The 17,108-nt window shown below is 65.9% G+C and carries 12 protein-coding genes and 1 tRNA gene; 8 read left to right on the top strand and 5 right to left on the bottom strand.

The genetic code is table 11. The annotated features are described in order from the left end of the window. Window positions 1–34: 34 nt before the first annotated feature. The 3 genes from ACWTPI_RS12960 to ACWTPI_RS12970 all read left to right on the top strand — a co-directional run bounded on the left by ACWTPI_RS12960 (window position 35) and on the right by ACWTPI_RS12970 (window position 4,854). Complete coding sequence (locus ACWTPI_RS12960) at window positions 35–196, top strand: hypothetical protein (RefSeq protein ID WP_020202278.1); 162 nt, start codon at window positions 35–37, stop codon at window positions 194–196. 49 nt (window positions 197–245) lie between these two features. Then, window positions 246–2,507 (top strand): phosphocholine-specific phospholipase C, encoded by a 2,262-nt coding sequence (locus ACWTPI_RS12965; protein ID WP_454731825.1) that lies wholly within the window; start codon window positions 246–248, stop codon window positions 2,505–2,507. An 88-nt stretch (window positions 2,508–2,595) separates the two neighbouring features. Next, window positions 2,596–4,854, top strand: a complete 2,259-nt coding sequence (locus ACWTPI_RS12970) for a hypothetical protein (protein WP_454731826.1) — start codon at window positions 2,596–2,598, stop codon at window positions 4,852–4,854. Window positions 4,855–5,085: 231 nt separating this feature from the next. On the opposite strand, the gene ACWTPI_RS12975 is transcribed toward ACWTPI_RS12970, so the two are convergent. Then, entirely contained in the window at window positions 5,086–5,781 is a 696-nt protein-coding gene (locus ACWTPI_RS12975; RefSeq protein ID WP_454731827.1) for a VIT1/CCC1 transporter family protein, read from the bottom strand. Window positions 5,782–6,080: 299 nt separating this feature from the next. Here ACWTPI_RS12975 and ACWTPI_RS12980 point away from each other — a divergent pair, with 299 nt between their 5' ends. Continuing rightward, complete coding sequence (locus ACWTPI_RS12980) at window positions 6,081–6,737, top strand: response regulator transcription factor (protein WP_029043439.1); 657 nt, start codon at window positions 6,081–6,083, stop codon at window positions 6,735–6,737. 2 nt (window positions 6,738–6,739) lie between these two features. Continuing rightward, window positions 6,740–8,089: a sensor histidine kinase gene (locus ACWTPI_RS12985; protein WP_454731828.1), complete on the top strand. Its 1,350-nt coding sequence runs from the start codon at window positions 6,740–6,742 to the stop codon at window positions 8,087–8,089. A gap of 57 nt (window positions 8,090–8,146) precedes the next feature. Here the strand turns inward: ACWTPI_RS12985 and ACWTPI_RS12990 are convergent, their stop codons facing one another. Further along, a complete protein-coding gene (locus ACWTPI_RS12990) occupies window positions 8,147–8,662 on the bottom strand; it encodes a cytochrome b (RefSeq protein WP_454731829.1) in 516 nt (171 codons plus the stop codon). 212 nt (window positions 8,663–8,874) lie between these two features. Between ACWTPI_RS12990 and ACWTPI_RS12995 the strand changes: the two genes are divergently transcribed. Beyond that, window positions 8,875–9,408, top strand: a complete 534-nt coding sequence (locus ACWTPI_RS12995; RefSeq protein WP_454731830.1) for a GNAT family N-acetyltransferase — start codon at window positions 8,875–8,877, stop codon at window positions 9,406–9,408. Between the two features lie 477 nt (window positions 9,409–9,885). Next, a complete protein-coding gene (locus ACWTPI_RS13000) occupies window positions 9,886–11,403 on the top strand; it encodes a sensor domain-containing diguanylate cyclase (RefSeq protein WP_454731831.1) in 1,518 nt (505 codons plus the stop codon). Between the two features lie 101 nt (window positions 11,404–11,504). Here ACWTPI_RS13000 and ACWTPI_RS13005 read toward each other — a convergent pair. The 3 genes from ACWTPI_RS13005 to acs all read right to left on the bottom strand — a co-directional run bounded on the left by ACWTPI_RS13005 (window position 11,505) and on the right by acs (window position 15,780). Then, window positions 11,505–11,595 (bottom strand) — tRNA-Ser (locus ACWTPI_RS13005). 60 nt (window positions 11,596–11,655) lie between these two features. Continuing rightward, on the bottom strand, window positions 11,656–13,707 hold the full coding sequence (locus tag ACWTPI_RS13010) for a VC_2705 family sodium/solute symporter (protein WP_020423735.1): 2,052 nt from the start codon (window positions 13,705–13,707) through the stop codon (window positions 11,656–11,658). Between the two features lie 90 nt (window positions 13,708–13,797). Next, window positions 13,798–15,780 carry an acetate--CoA ligase gene (gene acs / locus ACWTPI_RS13015; protein ID WP_454731832.1) on the bottom strand — a complete coding sequence of 661 codons (1,983 nt, stop codon included), beginning with the start codon at window positions 15,778–15,780 and terminating at the stop codon, window positions 13,798–13,800. Window positions 15,781–16,102: 322 nt separating this feature from the next. Here acs and ACWTPI_RS13020 point away from each other — a divergent pair, with 322 nt between their 5' ends. Beyond that, window positions 16,103–17,071, top strand: coding sequence for a DMT family transporter (locus ACWTPI_RS13020; RefSeq protein WP_454731833.1), 969 nt, complete (start codon window positions 16,103–16,105; stop codon window positions 17,069–17,071). The last annotated feature ends 37 nt before the right edge of the window (window positions 17,072–17,108 follow it).

Consider the following 17,108-nt stretch of genomic DNA (forward strand, 5'->3'; position numbering starts at 1 on the left):
ACCGATCCCTACACATCAAGCAACAGGCCGATCCATGCTGGGCATTGGTGCGCTATGCATCGTGCTGTTGCTGGGCGGCTGCGGTGGCGATGACAACGCGACGACGCCGACCACCCCGGCCAACCCCGGCAATACCGGCGGCGGCGCCTCCACGCCGGCGGCCTGCACCACGGTGCACTGCGCGCCGGCGCCCTGACCGGGGCGCGCCCGAGCCTGTCCGAGCCACCCACAATCCCTGATCCGGTATGACCTTCAATCCTTCCAAACGCAAGTTCCTGCGCTCGTCCCTTGGCACCGCCGCCGCGGTCGCGACGCTCTCCACCTTCCCCCCGAGCATCCGGCGCGCGCTGGCCATCGAAGCCAACAACGCCACCGGCTCCATCCAGGACGTCAAGTACGTGGTGATGGTGATGCTGGAGAACCGCTCGTTCGACAGCTATTTCGGCACGCACAAGGGCGTGCGCGGCTACGGGGACCGCTTCCCGGTTCCGTCCGCGAACACCGCCAACATCTTCTACCAGAACTACGGCGCCGCCACCCTCATCCCGTATCACCTCGACGGGACCGCAGGCAACGCGCAGCGCGCCGGCGGCACGCCGCACACGTGGAACGACGCGCAGGCCGCCTGGGACCACGGCCGCATGGCGGCCTGGCCGAACGCGAAGACGCCGCTCTCGATGGGCTACTACGACACCGCGGAAGTGCCGTTCCAGCGCGCGCTCGCCGACGCCTTCACGGTGTGCGACGCCTATCACTGCGGCATGCACACCGGCACCATCGCCAACCGCCTGTTCTACTGGACCGGCACCAACGGCCCGAACGGACTGGACCCGAACACCAACGCGCCGGTCGCGGTCGCGGGGCTGAACAACGAATTCAACGGCGGCAACGACATCGGCGCCTCCACGACCGGCTGGACGTGGACCACGTACGCCGACCGCCTGGAGCGCGCGGGCGTCAGCTGGAAGGTCTACCAAAGCCTGATCGACAACTTCGGCTGCAATGAAATGATGGGCTTTCGCCACTGGCGCAAGGCCATCGAGCAGATGCCCTCGACGCGCCGGCCGCTGTACGTGGCGACGGAAAGCCTGGCGCAGTCGCCGACGGCGGCCGGCCCGGTCTACAACCCGGAGATCGACGACGCGCTGAGCCCGCTGGCCAAGGGCTTTGGCAACACCATGCCGGAAGGCCTGCTCGAGACGTTCCGCAACGATGTGCAGAACGGCACGCTGCCGTCGGTCTCCTGGATCATTCCGCCCTCGCAATACAGCGAGCATCCCGGCCCCTCCAGCCCGGCGCAGGGCGGCTGGTACGTGCAGCAGGTGCTGGACGCCCTGACCGCGAACCCCGAGATCTGGAGCCAGACCGTGCTGCTGGTCAACTATGACGAGAACGACGGCTTCTTCGACCACCTGCCGCCGCCGAGCGCGCCGTCGCGCAATACGGACGGCACGCTGGCGGGCGGCAGCACGCTTTCGGACAGCGACATGGCGCCGGAGTATCACACCTACACACCGGCCACGAGCAACCAGCCCGCGATAGACGGCCGCCCCTACGGCCCGGGCCCGCGCGTGCCGATGTTCGTGATTTCTCCGTGGAGCCGCGGCGGCTTCGTCAACTCGCAGGTCTACGATCACACGTCGACGCTGATGTTCCTCGAAAAGCGTTTCGGCGTGGTCGAGCCCCAGATCAGCAATTACCGCCGCACCGTCTGCGGCGACCTGACCTCGTGCTTCGACTTCGTGAACCCGAACGCCGCCGTGGTGCCGACCCTGTCCGGCCGCATGACCAAGGTCAGCGCCGACGCGCTGGCGATCGCGCAGAGCGCCAAGACCGCCATTCCCGTGCCCGGCGCCACGCCCGCCTCCGCCCTGCCCGCCCAGGCCGCCGGCACGCGGCCGTCGCGCGCGCTGCCCTACGAACTGCATACCACCATGCATCCGAACGCGCAGCCGGGCGCGGTCACGCTGGAATTCGTCAACGCCAGCACCAACGGCGTGGGCGCGCTCTTCCACGTCTACGACCAGCTGCACCTGGACCTCATCCCGCGCCGCTACCTGGTCGAGGCCAACAAGTCGCTGACCGGCAGCTGGCTGCCGACCGCCGCCGACAACGGCAAGTATCGCCTCTGGGTACTTGGCCCCAACGGCTACCACCGCGAATTCGCCGGCGACCTGAATGAAACCACCGGCACGGCAAGCCCGGAAATCCAGGTCTGCTACCAGCCGTGCGACGCCGCCTCGGTGAGCGTCAAGCTGTACAACAAGGGCAGCCAGCCCTGCACCTTCACCGTCACCGCGAACGCCTATCACACCGACGGCCCGTGGACGGCCACGGTGGCGCCGAACTCGGTGGGCGAACTGAGCTGGCCGGTCGCCGACAGCGGCAACTGGTACGACTTCAGCGTCGGCGCCAGCACATCGCCGTCGTTCAAGCGCCGTTTCGCCGGCCGGATCGAAACCGGCAAGGACACCGTCTCGGACCCGGCGATGGGCGCGGGCGCATAGCAACGATGCCAGGCCGGCGCGCCGGCCTGGCGGGACACGGCAGACCCCAGGGTCTCGACATCCATCCCCAATCCAGCCATTCCACAACATGAACATCCAATACGATCCTCTGCGGGCGGGCGGCAGTCCGCGGCCGCCGGCCGCGGCGCGCGACAGTGCCGCCGCCATCGCGCGCCAGCGCGCGCAACACCGGCGCTGGCCGCTGGCCAGACTTGCCGGCACGCTGGCCCTGGCCGGGCTCATGGGCAGTGCCCTGAGCGGCTGCGGCAGCAGCGACGACGCTAACGCCAGCGCCGGCGCACCCGTCGTGCCGCCCCCCGGCACCGGCACGCCCACGCCGTCCGCCACCCTGGCCAAGCGCACGCTGTTCGTCGATCTCGACGGCGTCACGTACGACGCCGTGCGCCAGGGCATCGCGTCGGGCCAGCTGCCGAATCTCGCCAAGCTCCAGCCGCAGCTCGCCTACAGCGGCGGCGTGCTCAACGGCGTCAGCCAGCAGCCCAACCTGGACGCGCCCGGATGGGCGACGCTGCTGACGGGAACGTGGGCCAGCCGGCATCGCATCTTCGCGATCGCGCCCGGCCAGAAACCCGCCGTGCAGACCCTGTTCGGCAGGGTCAAGGCAGCCAGCACGGACCTGACCGGGGCGACTGTCGCCTCGGCGCCGCTGGCGACCCTGCTGGCGTCCGACCACACCGCGGGCGCGCTGGACACGCTGACCGACTGCTCCCAGGACGCCACCCCCGACGACTGCGTCACGCGCAACGCCGTCCAGATGATCGGCAACGGCGGCTACGCGACCATCGTCGCCCAGTACCATTCCGCCGAGGACGTGGCGCTGGGCAATGGCCTGGCCTCGTCCCAGTACGCGCAGAAGCTCGCGCAGCTGGACGCGGCGGTCGGCACGCTGCTGTCGGAAACCGCCAGGAATCCCGACAGCAAATGGCTGATCGTGGTGGCCTCGAGCCACGGCCTGAACGCCAACGGCCGCGCCGACGGGCTGCCCCAGGTGCCGCAGTCGGCCGCGTTCATCGCCGTCAACCAGGACGAGAACAATGGCCAGCGGGGCGCCACCCCGGCGCTGCCGGCGACCGTCGCGGGGCTGTACCAATATGCCAGCATCGCGGACGTGGCCCCGACCATGCTGGCCTATCTGGACAAGACGCCGGCCGGCCAGGACTACGCGATGGACGGCGGCCAGCTGATCGGCGCGCAGCCTCCCGCGCTGACCGTCCAGATTGCCGAGGACACCACCACGCGCGCGCGCGCCGTGCTCAACTGGACCGCGCCCGCCGGCGCGGCCATCACCGTGATGCGCGACGGCACGGCGATCGCCACGCTGCCCGCGGGCACGACGACCTACACCGACCCGCTCGCCGACCGGAACGAACTGAAGACCGGCAAGTACCAGTTCAGCTACACCGTGGTCGCGGGCACGGCGGCCCGCGCCGTGCTCACGCCGCAGATCTCGTACATCAAGGCGCAGCCCCCGGTGCCGCTGGCCACCACCCTCGCCAACGGGCTGACGGTCTACTACCCCTTCGGCGAAGACCCGCAGCTCACCGCGCCCGTCGATGCGCTCGGCCACAGCACGATGGGACCGTGGGCGGCCGATGCCAACGGCGGCGCCACCACCGCCGACCCGCTCGGCGGACATGGCCTGTTCATCGACACCGCCATCGCGAACGCCGCCGGCTACGACGGCTACCGGCTCACGCCGCAGTCCGCCGCGCAGGACGTGGTGAACAGCGCGATCGCCAGCAGCGGCGCCTTCACCATCGGCTTCTGGTACAAGGCCCCCGCGTGCAGCACCAACACCGTCGGCGAGCCCATCCTCAGCAACAAGACCGGCTACGCCACCAGCGGCGGCACCGCGGGCATCATCATCAGCATGTTCGGATGCGGCGCGGAGTTCAACGTCGCGGACGGCTCGCACCGCACCGACACCAACAGCCCGTACATCCCGTTCAGCGAGAACCAGTGGGTGTACTTCGCGCTGGTGGTCGACGTCGGCGGGAAGACCATGTCGGGCTACGTGTTCGATCCCATCCTGGGCACCCAGTCGCAGACCCATGCGTTCGCCGCCGGCATGAACGTCGCGGGCCTGGCCGGCGTGAACCAGGCAAGCGAAGTCGGCTTCGGCCTGGGAGAGGATGGAACCGGCAAGTTCTACATGGTCAAGAACGGGCAGACCGCCGGATCCTACGATCCCAGCCGCGCCACGTCCGACAAGCCCATGCAGATGGCCTTCTCCGATCTGGCGATGTGGAATCGCGCCTTGACGGCGGACGAGATGAGCTCGATGTTCCTGTCGCAGAAACCGCTGTCCGGCCTGCTGCCGAAGTAAGCGGGATCCGGCGCGCTTGAGCGGGTCGGTATTTCCGGGCCCTCTTGGCTGGGCCCGGGTCCGGCAGGCGCAATGGAAGGATGGAAGATGAAAGCCCCGCGGAATTTGTTTCTGCGGGGCTTTTCTTTTTTGCGCACGCGGATTCCGCGGGACCGGATCGAGCGCATGCGCCGCGTCGCCGGCATGGTACTGCGGCCCCGAAACGATCCATGCCGCACACGCCGGAGCGTTTCAGACCGCCGCGCCGAAAGCGGCGCCGATCCCGGCAGTCACGGCCATTGCGAGCGCGCCCCAGAACATCACGCGGATCGTCGGCTTCAGGATGCCGGAGCCGCCGGCCTTGGCGCTGGCCACGCCAAGCAGCCCCAGGAACGCCAGGGACCCAGCGGATACCACCGGCAACAACCAGTTCGATGGCGAAGCCACGACGAGCGCGAGCGGAGCGGCCGCCCCGACCGAGAAGCTCGCCGCCGATGCCAGCGCGGCTTGCACGGGGCGCGCCGTGGTGATCTCCGAAATGCCGAGTTCATCCTTGGCATGGGCACCCAGGGCATCCTTGGCCATCAACTGCTGGGCCACCTGGCGCGCAAGTCCGGCCTCGACGCCGCGGGAGACATAGATATGCGCCAGTTCCTTTTCCTCGAACTCCACATCCTTCGCGAGTTCGTATTTTTCCCGCGCGAGATCGGCTTCCTCCGTATCGGACTGCGAACTGACCGAGACATATTCCCCCGCCGCCATCGACATGGCGCCGGCGACCAGACCGGCCACGCCCGTCAGCAGGACATTGCCTTGCGAACCCGCTGCCGAGGCCACGCCCAGGATCAGGCTCGCCGTCGAGATGATCCCGTCATTGGCGCCAAGCACGGCGGCTCGCAGCCAACCAACGCGCGCGATCAGGTGTCTTTCCGTATGTGTGCGACGCATCCAACTCCCCCGATTCCGGTATTTGTTTCAGCACCCGCTCTCTCGCGCAGAGCATGGCGGGATCCCGTCCGGCCGACACGGGCGATCCATTTTCTCTTGAAGATGACGCCGCGCGGGCCAGCCTTTTGGCCTTTTCCGCGCCGGCATCCCGAATATTGGCATCAAGCGTTGCTACCATGACAGCACCCGTGCCATTGGACAACCTCGACCTGACGCCAGCCTGAAAAGGGCCGCCGGTTGTTCAGCCGCCCGTCAGGCTGGCGTGGCATGCTCGGGCGTCGGCTTCCTGGAGGAGATTCATGCGGACATTGCTGATCGAAGACGACCCGGTGCTGGGCGCGGCCGTGCGGGACCACATCGCACTGAACGGCCACAGCGTCGACTGGCTGCGGACCATCGACGAGGCGCGGTCGGCCCTGGCTACCGTCGCCTATGAGCTGGTTCTCCTCGATCTCGGCCTGCCCGACGGCTGCGGCCTGGCGCTGCTGCGCGAACTGCGCGCCGCGCGCAACCCGGTTCCCGTCATCATCGCCACGGCGCAGGATCAGATCGCCGTGCGGATCGAAGGGCTGAACGCGGGCGCGGACGACTACCTGGTCAAGCCGTTCGATCTGAGTGAAATGAACGCGCGCATATCCGCCGTGGCGCGCCGCTACACGGGCGACCCCAACCCGGTACGGGACATCGGCCCGGTCTCCATCGACCTGGCCCGCAAGCGGGCAATGGTGAACGGCAAGGACGCGGGGCTCACCGCGCGGGAGTGGGCGGTCCTGGAGCGGCTCGTCCGCCATCGCGGCGCGATCGTCACCAAGGGCGAGATCGAGGATTCGCTATACGAATTCGGCGCGGAAATCGAAAGCAATGCGGTCGAGGTCTACGTCAGCCGCCTGCGCAGGAAGCTCGGCAAGGACTTCGTGAACACCGTCCGGGGACTGGGCTACCAGGTGGAAGGCTGAACATGGCGCGCCCTTCGATTGCCTGGCGGCTCGCCGCGGGTGTCTCGGCAAGCATGGCCCTGCTCTGGATCGGCGCCGCGAGCATCGCCGGCATGGTCATGTCCGCGCAGATCAACGAAGCGTTCGATCAGTCGCTGCGGCAGGGCGCCTTGCGCCTGCTGCCGCTCGCCGTGCATGAAATCCAGGAGGGGGACGAGCATGGCCAGGATCGCGTGCGGGGCGCCGACCCCGACCAGGGGACGGCCTACTTCACCTACTACCTGATCGACCCGCGCGGCCGTGTGGTACTGCGCACGGACGACGCACCGGAAAACCCGCCCGCGGCGCCCGTTGCGGCGGGGTTTTCGGAACTCGGCGGCAAGCGCCTTTTCTCGAAGCGGGACCCCCGCTCCGGATTCTCGATCGTCCTGGTCGAGCACACGGGGTATCGCCGTGCGGCCCTCAGAGCGGCGCTCGACGCGGTACTGTGGCCGCTCCTCGGCCTGATACCGCTGGCCGCCGCCGGCATCTGGATCGCGATCCAGCGCGCGATGCGGCCCGTCGGGCGCCTGGCGCGCGACATCTCCGAACGGAGCAGCCACAACCTGTCTCCCCTGGCGACAGAAGGACAACCCGCCGAACTCGCGCCCATCGCCGACGCGGTGGCCAGCCTGCTCAAGCGCCTGAGCGCGGCGCTGGACGCGGAACGCGCCTTCGCGGCCAGCAGCGCGCATGAGCTGCGAACCCCGATCGCCGGCGCCCTGGCGCAAACGCAGCTGCTGGCCGTCGAGCTTGGTGATCAGCCAGCGGGCCAGCGCCTGAAGGAAGTCGAGCTTTCCCTGCGGCATCTGTCGCGCCTGTCCGAAAAGCTGCTGCAGCTCGCCCGGCTCGACGCGGGCTTCGCCCAGGCGCAAACGGCGTCCGACCTCCTTCCCGCGCTGCGCCTGGTGGTGCGGGACTTCCAGCCGACCTCCGGCACGCCAGCCCGGGTGACGCTGCAGGTCTGCGATGGACTGGTCCTGAAGCGCCGGATCAATCTCGACGCCTTTGCCATCGCCGTGCGCAACCTGATCCAGAATGCCCTGCTCCACGGCGCAGCGGACGGCCCGGTTGACGTGATCGCCGGACCGGGCCAGCAGGTTCGCGTGGTCAATCGGGGGCCAGTGGTCCCGACCGAAATGCTGCCGCGGATCACCGAGCCCTTCAGGCGCGGCGTCACGTCGGCCGCGGGAACCGGCCTGGGCCTGTCCATCGTTCGCGCCATCATGGACCAGACCGGCGGAAGCCTGACGCTTCGCTCGCCCGCGAGCGGAAGAAGCGATGGCTTCGAGGCCATCATCGCATGGCCGGACGAACCACCTTCGATGCCATGATTTCCGCAGCCGCCAGCCACGGCCGGCGGCAGGCATCGACAGCGCAACGCAGCCGGATCAGAGTGTCATGCGCCGCAGCGTGTCGTCCTTCAGCACGAAATGGTGATACAGCGCCATGAGTCCGTGCAGGCCCGCGATGACCAGAAACACGGAACCGCCCGTGCTGTGGAGTTCAGCAACGAAGCCCGGCGGTGGCTGGACCGGATCCGTCAGCGCCGGCAAGGCCACCCCGAACACCGTGACCGGGATACCCAGCGCCGAGGCGGCGTACCAGCCCGTCAACGGCATGGCGATCAGGAACAGATAAAGCACCCCATGACCGACCTTGGCGGCAAGCTGCAGCAACGGCGGGCTACCCGCGTCGAGCGGAGGCGCGCCACCAGCCAGCCGCGCGCCGATACGCGGCACTACCAGCAGCAGCACGGCTAGTCCGAACATGAAATGCCACGTCGGCGGATTGCGCACGACCGCCGGCCCACCGTCGCTGAGCAACCATGCGATCCCCACGCAGAGCGCGGTAAGCCAGTGCAGAACGATCATGAATCTTGAGTAGTGCTGGACCTTGTGTTCCATCGGATGTCTTTCCATGACGATAACCATGTCGCCTAGTAGACCCCGCCAAGCTGACGCCAGCCTGAAAATCAAACAGGTTTCCGGCGCCGCCCCTTATGGACGCAAGGACATCGTTGATGAACTCCTTAAAATGGCTATACTCCACGCAGCGAACTCAAGAATGAAATTCACCCATATAAAATCGAAATTCGAATAATGCGATGCGCGTTACCATGAAAACAATTGAAACTGACCGGCTCATTCTGAGGCGTTTCGTTCAGGAGGATGCCGCGGATCTCTTCGAATATTTGCACAAGCCGGTCTCCAATTGCTTTCTCTCGCTTGCCCTGAAAGACATGGCCGAGGCCGAAGGCGAGGCTAAAAAGCGAAGTGAAAGTGATGAGTATATTGCGGTATGCCTGCGGAGATCAGGCAGACTTATCGGGGATCTTTTTGCAGTGCAGGAACAAGATACCTTCTCGGTCGGCTGGAATTTCAACCCTGAATTCGGCGGAATGGGCTATGCGTATGAGGCGGCAAAGACCCTGGTAGCCAGTCTCTTTTCAGAAAGGGCTGCACGTCGCCTTTATGCATATGTGGAAGACACCAACGCGCCATCCCGGCGACTTTGCGAAAAACTTGGTATGCGACAGGAAGGAATTTTCAAGGAATTTGTGTCCTTCAAGAACGACAGTCACGGCGTACCCATCTACGAGAACACCATGCAGTACGCTATGCTTCGTAAAGAATGGTCTATTGAAGAATAACGCGATCAGCCATCAAAATTTCGTGAACCCTGAATAGCCGCGGCATGAAATTAGGCTGCAAAAGTGATCTTTCGTCGCCGCACGCTCTTAATTCACGAATATGAACCCCTTCCCCACTGGTTAACGTGCCTCACCAGATCTCCAGCACTCAATTTACACTAGACTCTTACCCCCCCCTTTTTCGGAGTATGTGCCCTGCCAAATCCTGGAAAATCTCACCCCACCTCAATTAAGGGCATAGGTGACTTCCCGGATCTTGCACATCTGCGATGCATTCACAGATGATTAATCCTTGCAACAGGTACGATCTTGACCGCTATCTGCCTTTTTTCTGCGTATCAATAGACGTATAATGACACGTCTGCGTAAGAACCTGTTATTGCCATATGCTATTCCGTATTCAAGGTGGTCAATCTTCATACAATTTCCCCCTTGACGGCAAGGCGAGCCCCTCAGATTCCACGGGGGTTTGCATTCTTGAGAAAATCGAAGCGTGACATCCACCTCGTCATACTTTTGCTGCTCGTTAGCGGCTGCTCCCTGGCGCTGCTGACAATCTGGAACGTTGTGGCATCCCGAGATCGGACGCTGAAGAATGCGAGCATCCACGGGTTGAACCTTACCCAGGCGCTCGCGACTTACTCTGAAGACATCGTTCGGCAAAGCGCGATGTTCTCGCTCGGGCTTGCCGATCGCCTGGAAATAGATGGCAGCGGCCCCGCCCAGATCCAGCGGCTGGAAGCACTGGTCGGCCGACAGCGGCCCCAGATGCCACAACTAAACGGTGTCGCCATCTGCGATGACCAGGGCCGCGCCCTGATGTTCTCGAATCGGCCGGATCTGTCTGGGGTTTCCTGTAAAGGTCGCGCCTATTTCATTCATCACCGTGACGATCCATCCCGGGAGCCATTCATCGGGAAACCGATTCGCAGCCGCGCCACCCACAAATGGATCATCACCGTCAGTCGGCGTTTCAATGAAGCTCACGGGAAATTTGCCGGGGTGGTGGTCGTGGCATTGGACGTGGAAAACTTCCTGCGGCTGTTCGGGCAGATCGACGTGAGACGGGATGGCGCCATCGGGGTGACCTATACGGATGGTTCGATGCTGGTTCGCTATCCATTCCGCGAGCAGGACATGGGGCGCAATTTCTTGCAGTCCCCGATCTATGCCAAGTACCTTGTCGACCAATCGGTCGGTACGGCTTCGTACACCTCCACTCTGGACGGGGTGGAGCGGCTCTACGCTTTTCGCAAGAGTGCCATGCTGCCACTGGTGACTACCGTCGCACTCGGCAGGCATGAAGTATTGGCTGCGTGGCAGTTAAACGCACTGCTGTCGATAAGCGTGGTGTCCAGCCTGCTGGGACTCACCGGCCTTATCGGCTGGCTGTTGATCCGGGACATCAATCGGCGAACCGAGGTCGAAAGGGAATTGCTGGTCACGCAAGAAAAATTGCTCTGTTCGAATCAGCAGCTGGAATTGCTGGCGATGAAAGACGCACTGACCGGTCTGGCGAACCGGCGATGCTTTGACGAGACGCTTGCCACGGAAACGAAGCGGACACATCGGGACGGGACACCATTGGCATTGTTGATGATCGACATCGACTATTTCAAGAGGTTTAACGACACCCATGGCCATCTCGCCGGAGACGCTTGTTTGCAGAAGGTTGCAAAAGTGCTGGAGGATTGCGTGCGACGGCCGTCCGATTTGGTGGCGCGGTATGGTGGAGAAGAGATGGGCGTCATCTTGCCCAATACCGACGGCGCCGGGGCACAGGTGGTCGCGCAACGTATCCTGGAGCGGTTGCGGCAGCAGAATATCCGCCACGAAACCAGTCCGTTTGGCCGTGTGAGCGCGAGTGTCGGGATTGCCTCCGTCTCCGGCTCGAAGCTAGATCGGTGGCAAGGGTTGGTCAAGGCGGCAGACCAAGCACTGTACCGCGCCAAAGCGGCTAGACGGGATCGGCTTGCGATGGCTTGCGAAGTATGAACCCAGTCCATTCCCATTAGGGAAAGAGGTCCCCCTGTGAGGGGTACCTGGCAGAGAAGCCATGAAAAAAGCCCTTGAAGAATCAAGGGCTTATGGGATCCTGGCGGAGAGAGGGGGATTCGAACCCCCGATAGGCTATTAACCTATACACGCTTTCCAGGCGTGCGACTTAAACCACTCATCCATCTCTCCGGGAAGTCGGCGATTATAACAGACTTGTCCGGCAATTCCAGTGTTTCGTGAAGCGGTCCGTCAGCCACGTCGCAGGTAGGTCACGAGGCGGTCGATCACGGGCGCGTTGCGCGGGGTCAGCAGGCTGACGAGGATGGCGACGGCGAAGCCGGCGGGGACGCCGAAGGCGCCTGACGCGATGGGGTCGACGCCGAACCAGCGGTTGCCGAAGATGCCGGTCATGCGGGTGAAGAACGGGTAGTTGACGAAGATGTAGTAGACCGCCACGCCGAGCCCGGCGGTCATGCCGGCGACCGCGCCGGCGGCGGTGGTGCGGCGCCAGAAGATGGCGAGCACGAGTACCGGGAAGAAGCTGGAGGCGGCCAGCGAGAAGGCGGCGCCGACCAGGAAGAGGATGTTGCCGGGCCGCAGCGAGGTGACGTACGAGGCGAACAGCGCGACGCCGAGCAGGACGATCTTGGCGGTGGTGACGCGCCGCTGGTGGCTCGCGGTGCGGTCGATCATGTGATAGAAGACGTCGTGCGAGAGCGCGTTGGCGATGGTGAGCAGCAGGCCGTCGGCGGTGGAAAGCGCCGCGGCGAGCGCGCCGGCGGCGACGAGGCCGGAGATGACGTAGGGCAGGCCGGCGATCTCGGGCGCGGCGAGCACGATCATGTCGGGCTGGATCAGGATCTCGGCCCACTGCACGATGCCGTCGCCGTTGACGTCGCGGATGCCGAACACGGGCGGGTCGACCTTGCGCCATTGCACTACCCACTGCGGCAGTTCGGCGTAGGGCGTGCCGACCAGGTGCTGGAAGAATTCGTATTTCACCAGCGCGGCGAGCGTGGGCGCGGAGACGTAGAGCAGCGCGATGCAGAACACGGCCCAGGCCACGGAGCTGCGTGTTTCCTTGACCGACGGCGTGGTGTAGAGGCGCGTGAGGATGTGCGGCAGGCTGGCGGTGCCGAGCATCAGGCAGAACACGAGCAGCACGAAGTTGAGGCGCTTGGTCTTGCGCTCCTGCTCGGAGGCGGAGGGATAGGGTTCGGTGGAGGGCGTGGACGGCTGGCTGCGCGCGAGCGCTTCTTCGCGCTGCTGGCTCCATTGCAGCTGCGCCGCGGCGACGTCGCGCGGGAATTCGATGCGCTCGCGCTCGACGGTCTTGATCTCGCGCAGCGGCGCGTTGCGCAGGCGCAGTTCCTGCAGCCGCGCGGACAGCGCGTCGCGTTCCTCGGCGAACGACTGCGGCAGCCTGGCGATGCGTTCCTGCATGCGGATGGCTTGCTGGCGATAGAACTCGCGCACGACCTGCTCGGCCGGGTCGCGCTCTATCTCGCGCTCGCGCGTGTCGAGCTGCGAGAGCAGCTTGCCGTAGCTGAGCTGGGGCAGCGCGTCGTGATGATGTTTCCACGCGATCATCGACACCGTGACCAGGAAGGCGACGATCAGCATGATGTATTGCGCGACCTGGGTCCACGTGACCGCGCGCATGCCGCCGAGGAACGAGCAGACCAGGATGCCGGCCAGACCGAAGAACACGCCGACGGCGAACTCCACGCCGATGAAGCGCGTGACGATCAGCCCTACGCCCTGGATCTGCGCCACCAGGTAGACGAAGGAGCAGAGCGAGGCGGCCAGCACGGCGATCGCGCGCACCGGCAGGTTGCCGCCGGGCTTGCCGTTGCCGTAGCGCGCGGCGAGGAAGTCGGGGATGGTGTAGCCGCCGTACTTGCGCAGGTAGGGCGCGAGCAGGAAGGCGACCAGGCAGTAGCCGCCGGTCCAGCCCATCACGTAGGCGAGCCCTTCGTAGCCCGAGGCGAACAGGATGCCGGCCAGGCCGATGAAGGACGCGGCGCTCATCCAGTCGGCGGCGATGGCCATGCCGTTGAACATGGCGGGCACGCGGCGCCCCGCCACGTAGTATTCATTGAGGTCGGAGGTGCGGCAGATCAGCCCGATGCACGCATAGATGGCGATGGTGACGAACAGGAAGACGTAGCCAAGCCAGAGCGCGTCGCCGCTGGAATGCTCCAGCAGGCCCATCATGCCGATGAACGTGAAGAGGCCGACGGTGAACAAGCCGTAGTAGAGCAGCAGCCGGCGGCGGAAGCGCGACTGTTCGTCGGGCATGGGATGCGTGGTTGGACTGGCGCCGCGGATGCGGAAACGGCCGGCCGGCACGCGCGTGGCGTACCGGCCGGCCGGTGGTGCGTGCCCTGCTTACTGGACCTGCTTGAGCTGGTCCAGGATGGCGGGGTTTTCCAGGGTCGAGGTGTCCTGGGTGATTTCCTCGTTCTTGGCCAGCGAGCGCAACAGGCGCCGCATGATCTTGCCGGAGCGGGTCTTGGGCAGGTTGTCGCCGAAGCGGATGTCCTTGGGCTTGGCGATCGGGCCGATCTCCTTGCCGACCCAGTTGCGCAGCTCGGTGGCGATCTGCTTGGCTTCTTCCTCGGTCGGGCGCGAGCGCTTGAGCACCACGAAGGCGCAGATGGCCTCGCCGGTCATGTCGTCGGGGCGGCCCACCACGGCGGCCTCGGCCACGATCGGGTTGGACACCAGCGCCGACTCGATCTCCATCGTGCCCATGCGGTGGCCCGAGACGTTGAGCACGTCGTCGATGCGGCCCATGATGGTGAAGTAGCCGGTTTCCTTGTCGCGGATCGAGCCGTCGCCGGCAAGGTAGAGCTTGCCGCCGAGTTCCTCGGGGAAGTAGCTCTTCTTGAAGCGGTCCGGATCGCCCCAGATGGTGCGGATCATCGACGGCCACGGGCGCTTGACGACGAGGATGCCGCCGCTGCCGTTGGGCACGTCCTGGCCGGTCTCGTCGACGATGGCGGCGATGATGCCGGGCAGCGGCAAGGTGCACGAGCCCGGCACCAGCGGCGTGGCGCCCGGCAGCGGCGTGATCATGTGGCCGCCGGTCTCGGTCTGCCAGAAGGTGTCCACGATCGGGCAGCGCTCGTTGCCGATATTGTGGTGGTACCACATCCAGGCTTCCGGGTTGATCGGCTCGCCCACGGTGCCGAGCAGGCGCAGGCTGGACAGGTCGTACTGCTTCGGATGGACCTTCTCGTCGGCGTCGGCGGCCTTGATCAGCGAGCGGATCGCGGTCGGCGCGGTGTAGAAGATGCTGACCTTGTGGCGCGCGATCATGTCCCAGAAGCGGCCGGCGTTGGGATACGTGGGCACGCCTTCGAACACCACCTGGGTGGCGCCGGCGGCGAGCGGGCCGTAGGCGATGTAGGTGTGGCCCGTGACCCAGCCGATGTCGGCGGTGCACCAGAACAGGTCGTCGGGCTTGATGTCGAAGGTCCACTTCATCGTCATCAGCGCCCACAGCAGGTAGCCGCCGGTGCTGTGCTGCACGCCCTTGGGCTTGCCGGTGGAGCCGGAGGTGTAGAGCACGAACAGCGGGTGCTCGGCGCTGACCGGCTCGGCTTCGCAGGTCTCGGGCTGGCCCTTGGCGACGTCGTCCATCGCGCGGTCGCGGCCTTCGGTCCAGTTGACCTTGCCGCCGGTGCGGCGATACACGATGACGCTCTTCACGGCTTCGCAGCCGCCCAGCGCGAGCGCTTCGTCGGCGATGGCCTTGAGCGGCAGCGCCTTGCCACCGCGCATCTGCTCGTCGGCGGTGATCAGCGCGACCGCGCCGACGTCCACCAGACGCTCCTGCAGCGACTTGGCCGAGAAGCCGCCGAACACCACCGAGTGGGTGGCGCCGATGCGCGCGCAGGCCTGCATGGCCACCACGCCTTCGACCGACATCGGCATGTAGATGACGACGCGGTCGCCCTTCCTGATGCCGAGCGCCTTGAGGCCGTTGGCGAACTGGCAGACCTTGGTGTGAAGCTGGCGGTAGGTGACTTTGCTGACGGCGCCGTCGTCGGCCTCGAACACGATCGCCACCTTGTCGGCGTTGCCGTTGGCGAGGTTGCGGTCGAGGCAGTTGTAGGAGGCGTTGAGCTCGCCGTCCTCGAACCATTTGTAGAACGGCGCGTCGCTTTCGTCGAGCACCTTGGTGAAAGGCTTGCTCCAGTGCAGATGTTCGCGCGCATGCCGCGCCCAGAAGCCCTCGTAATCACGCTCCGCTTCATCGCACAGCGCCCGGTAGGCCTCCATGCTTGGCACCGCGGCCTGCTTTGCGAACGACTCCGGGGGATTGAAAACGCGATGCTCCTGCATCACCGATTCGATGGCGGACATTTGTTTGTCTCCTGATATGGTGTGGCTGCGTGGCTGCAAACTTACGCCCGACGGCTTACTTAAACCTGACGTGCCGCCGGGGGTTTTCAGGCCCCCGCTGGGCCGGGTCCGGCTGCTGCGATGCAGCATGCCGCTTGCGTGCGGTGCAGCATCGGCGAGCGTTGCGCCGGCAACGCGGGTGGCGCGATCGCGGCGCCCGCATGCCGATGTGCAGCCTTCTCCATTAGGCTAGCACAGCTATAATGCCGCGAGCCCTATTCCGAACACGGCGCTGCGACATTCGCGGAGTTTGCGCGCGCCGCACGCCGCCCGCCGAGCCGACTTGGCCGTCCACGACTTGCCCGTCCACTCCCTCCTCCTGATCGCCGCGATGGCCCTGGTCGGCAGCAATGTCGGACTGGGCAAGGCCATCGTGGCCTACGTGCCGATCCTGCTGTTCGCGCTGCTGCGCTTTGCCATCGCCATCGTGTGCCTGGCGCCGTGGTACCGGCCCGCGCGCATGCGCGCGGTGTCGCGCGGCGAGTGGCTCAACCTATTCCTGCAGGCGTTCTTCGGCACCTTCCTGTTCACGCTGCTGATGCTGGGCGGCGTGCGCCTGACCAGCGCGATGGCCGCGGGCGTGATCACCAGCACCATCCCGGCCACGGTGGCGCTGCTGTCGTGGCTGGTCCTGCGCGAGCGGCTGTCGCGCCGCACCGTGCTGTCGGTGCTGCTGGCGGTGGCGGGCATCGCGGTGCTGAACGTGGCGCGCGGCACCGGGCACGGCGCCGGCGGCGGGACCGACGGCGGGCAGGCGCTGCTCGGCAACCTGATGATCATGGGCGCGGTGATCTGCGAATCGGTCTACGTGATCCTGTCGCGGCGGCTGGCGCAGACGCTGGCGGCGATCGAGATCTGCGCCTACACGCACCTGATCGGCGGCCTGCTGATGCTGCCGCTGGGGCTGGTGCCGCTGCTCACGTTCGACATGGCCTCGGTCCCGCCCGGCATCTGGCTGATGCTGTTGTGGTACGCGCTGTCGGCCAGCATCTTCTCGTTCTGGCTGTGGATGAAGGGCGTGCGCCACGTGCCCGCGCAACTGGCCGGCGTGTTCACCGCGGTGCTGCCGGTCGCGGCGGCCACCTACGGCATCGTCTTCCTCGGCGAGAAGCCGGGCTGGGCGCATGGCGTGGCGCTGGCCTGCGTGCTGGCCGGCATCGTGCTGGCGAGCTGGCCCGGCCCGCTCGCCCGGCGCACGTGGCGCGACGGCGCCGGCGCGGCGGCCGGCGCCGGACGGGATCGCGGCGGCTGAACAGGTTGAAGGCCGGCCGGGGTGCAAAACGCGCGAT

The organism is Cupriavidus ulmosensis (assembly GCF_977008105.1).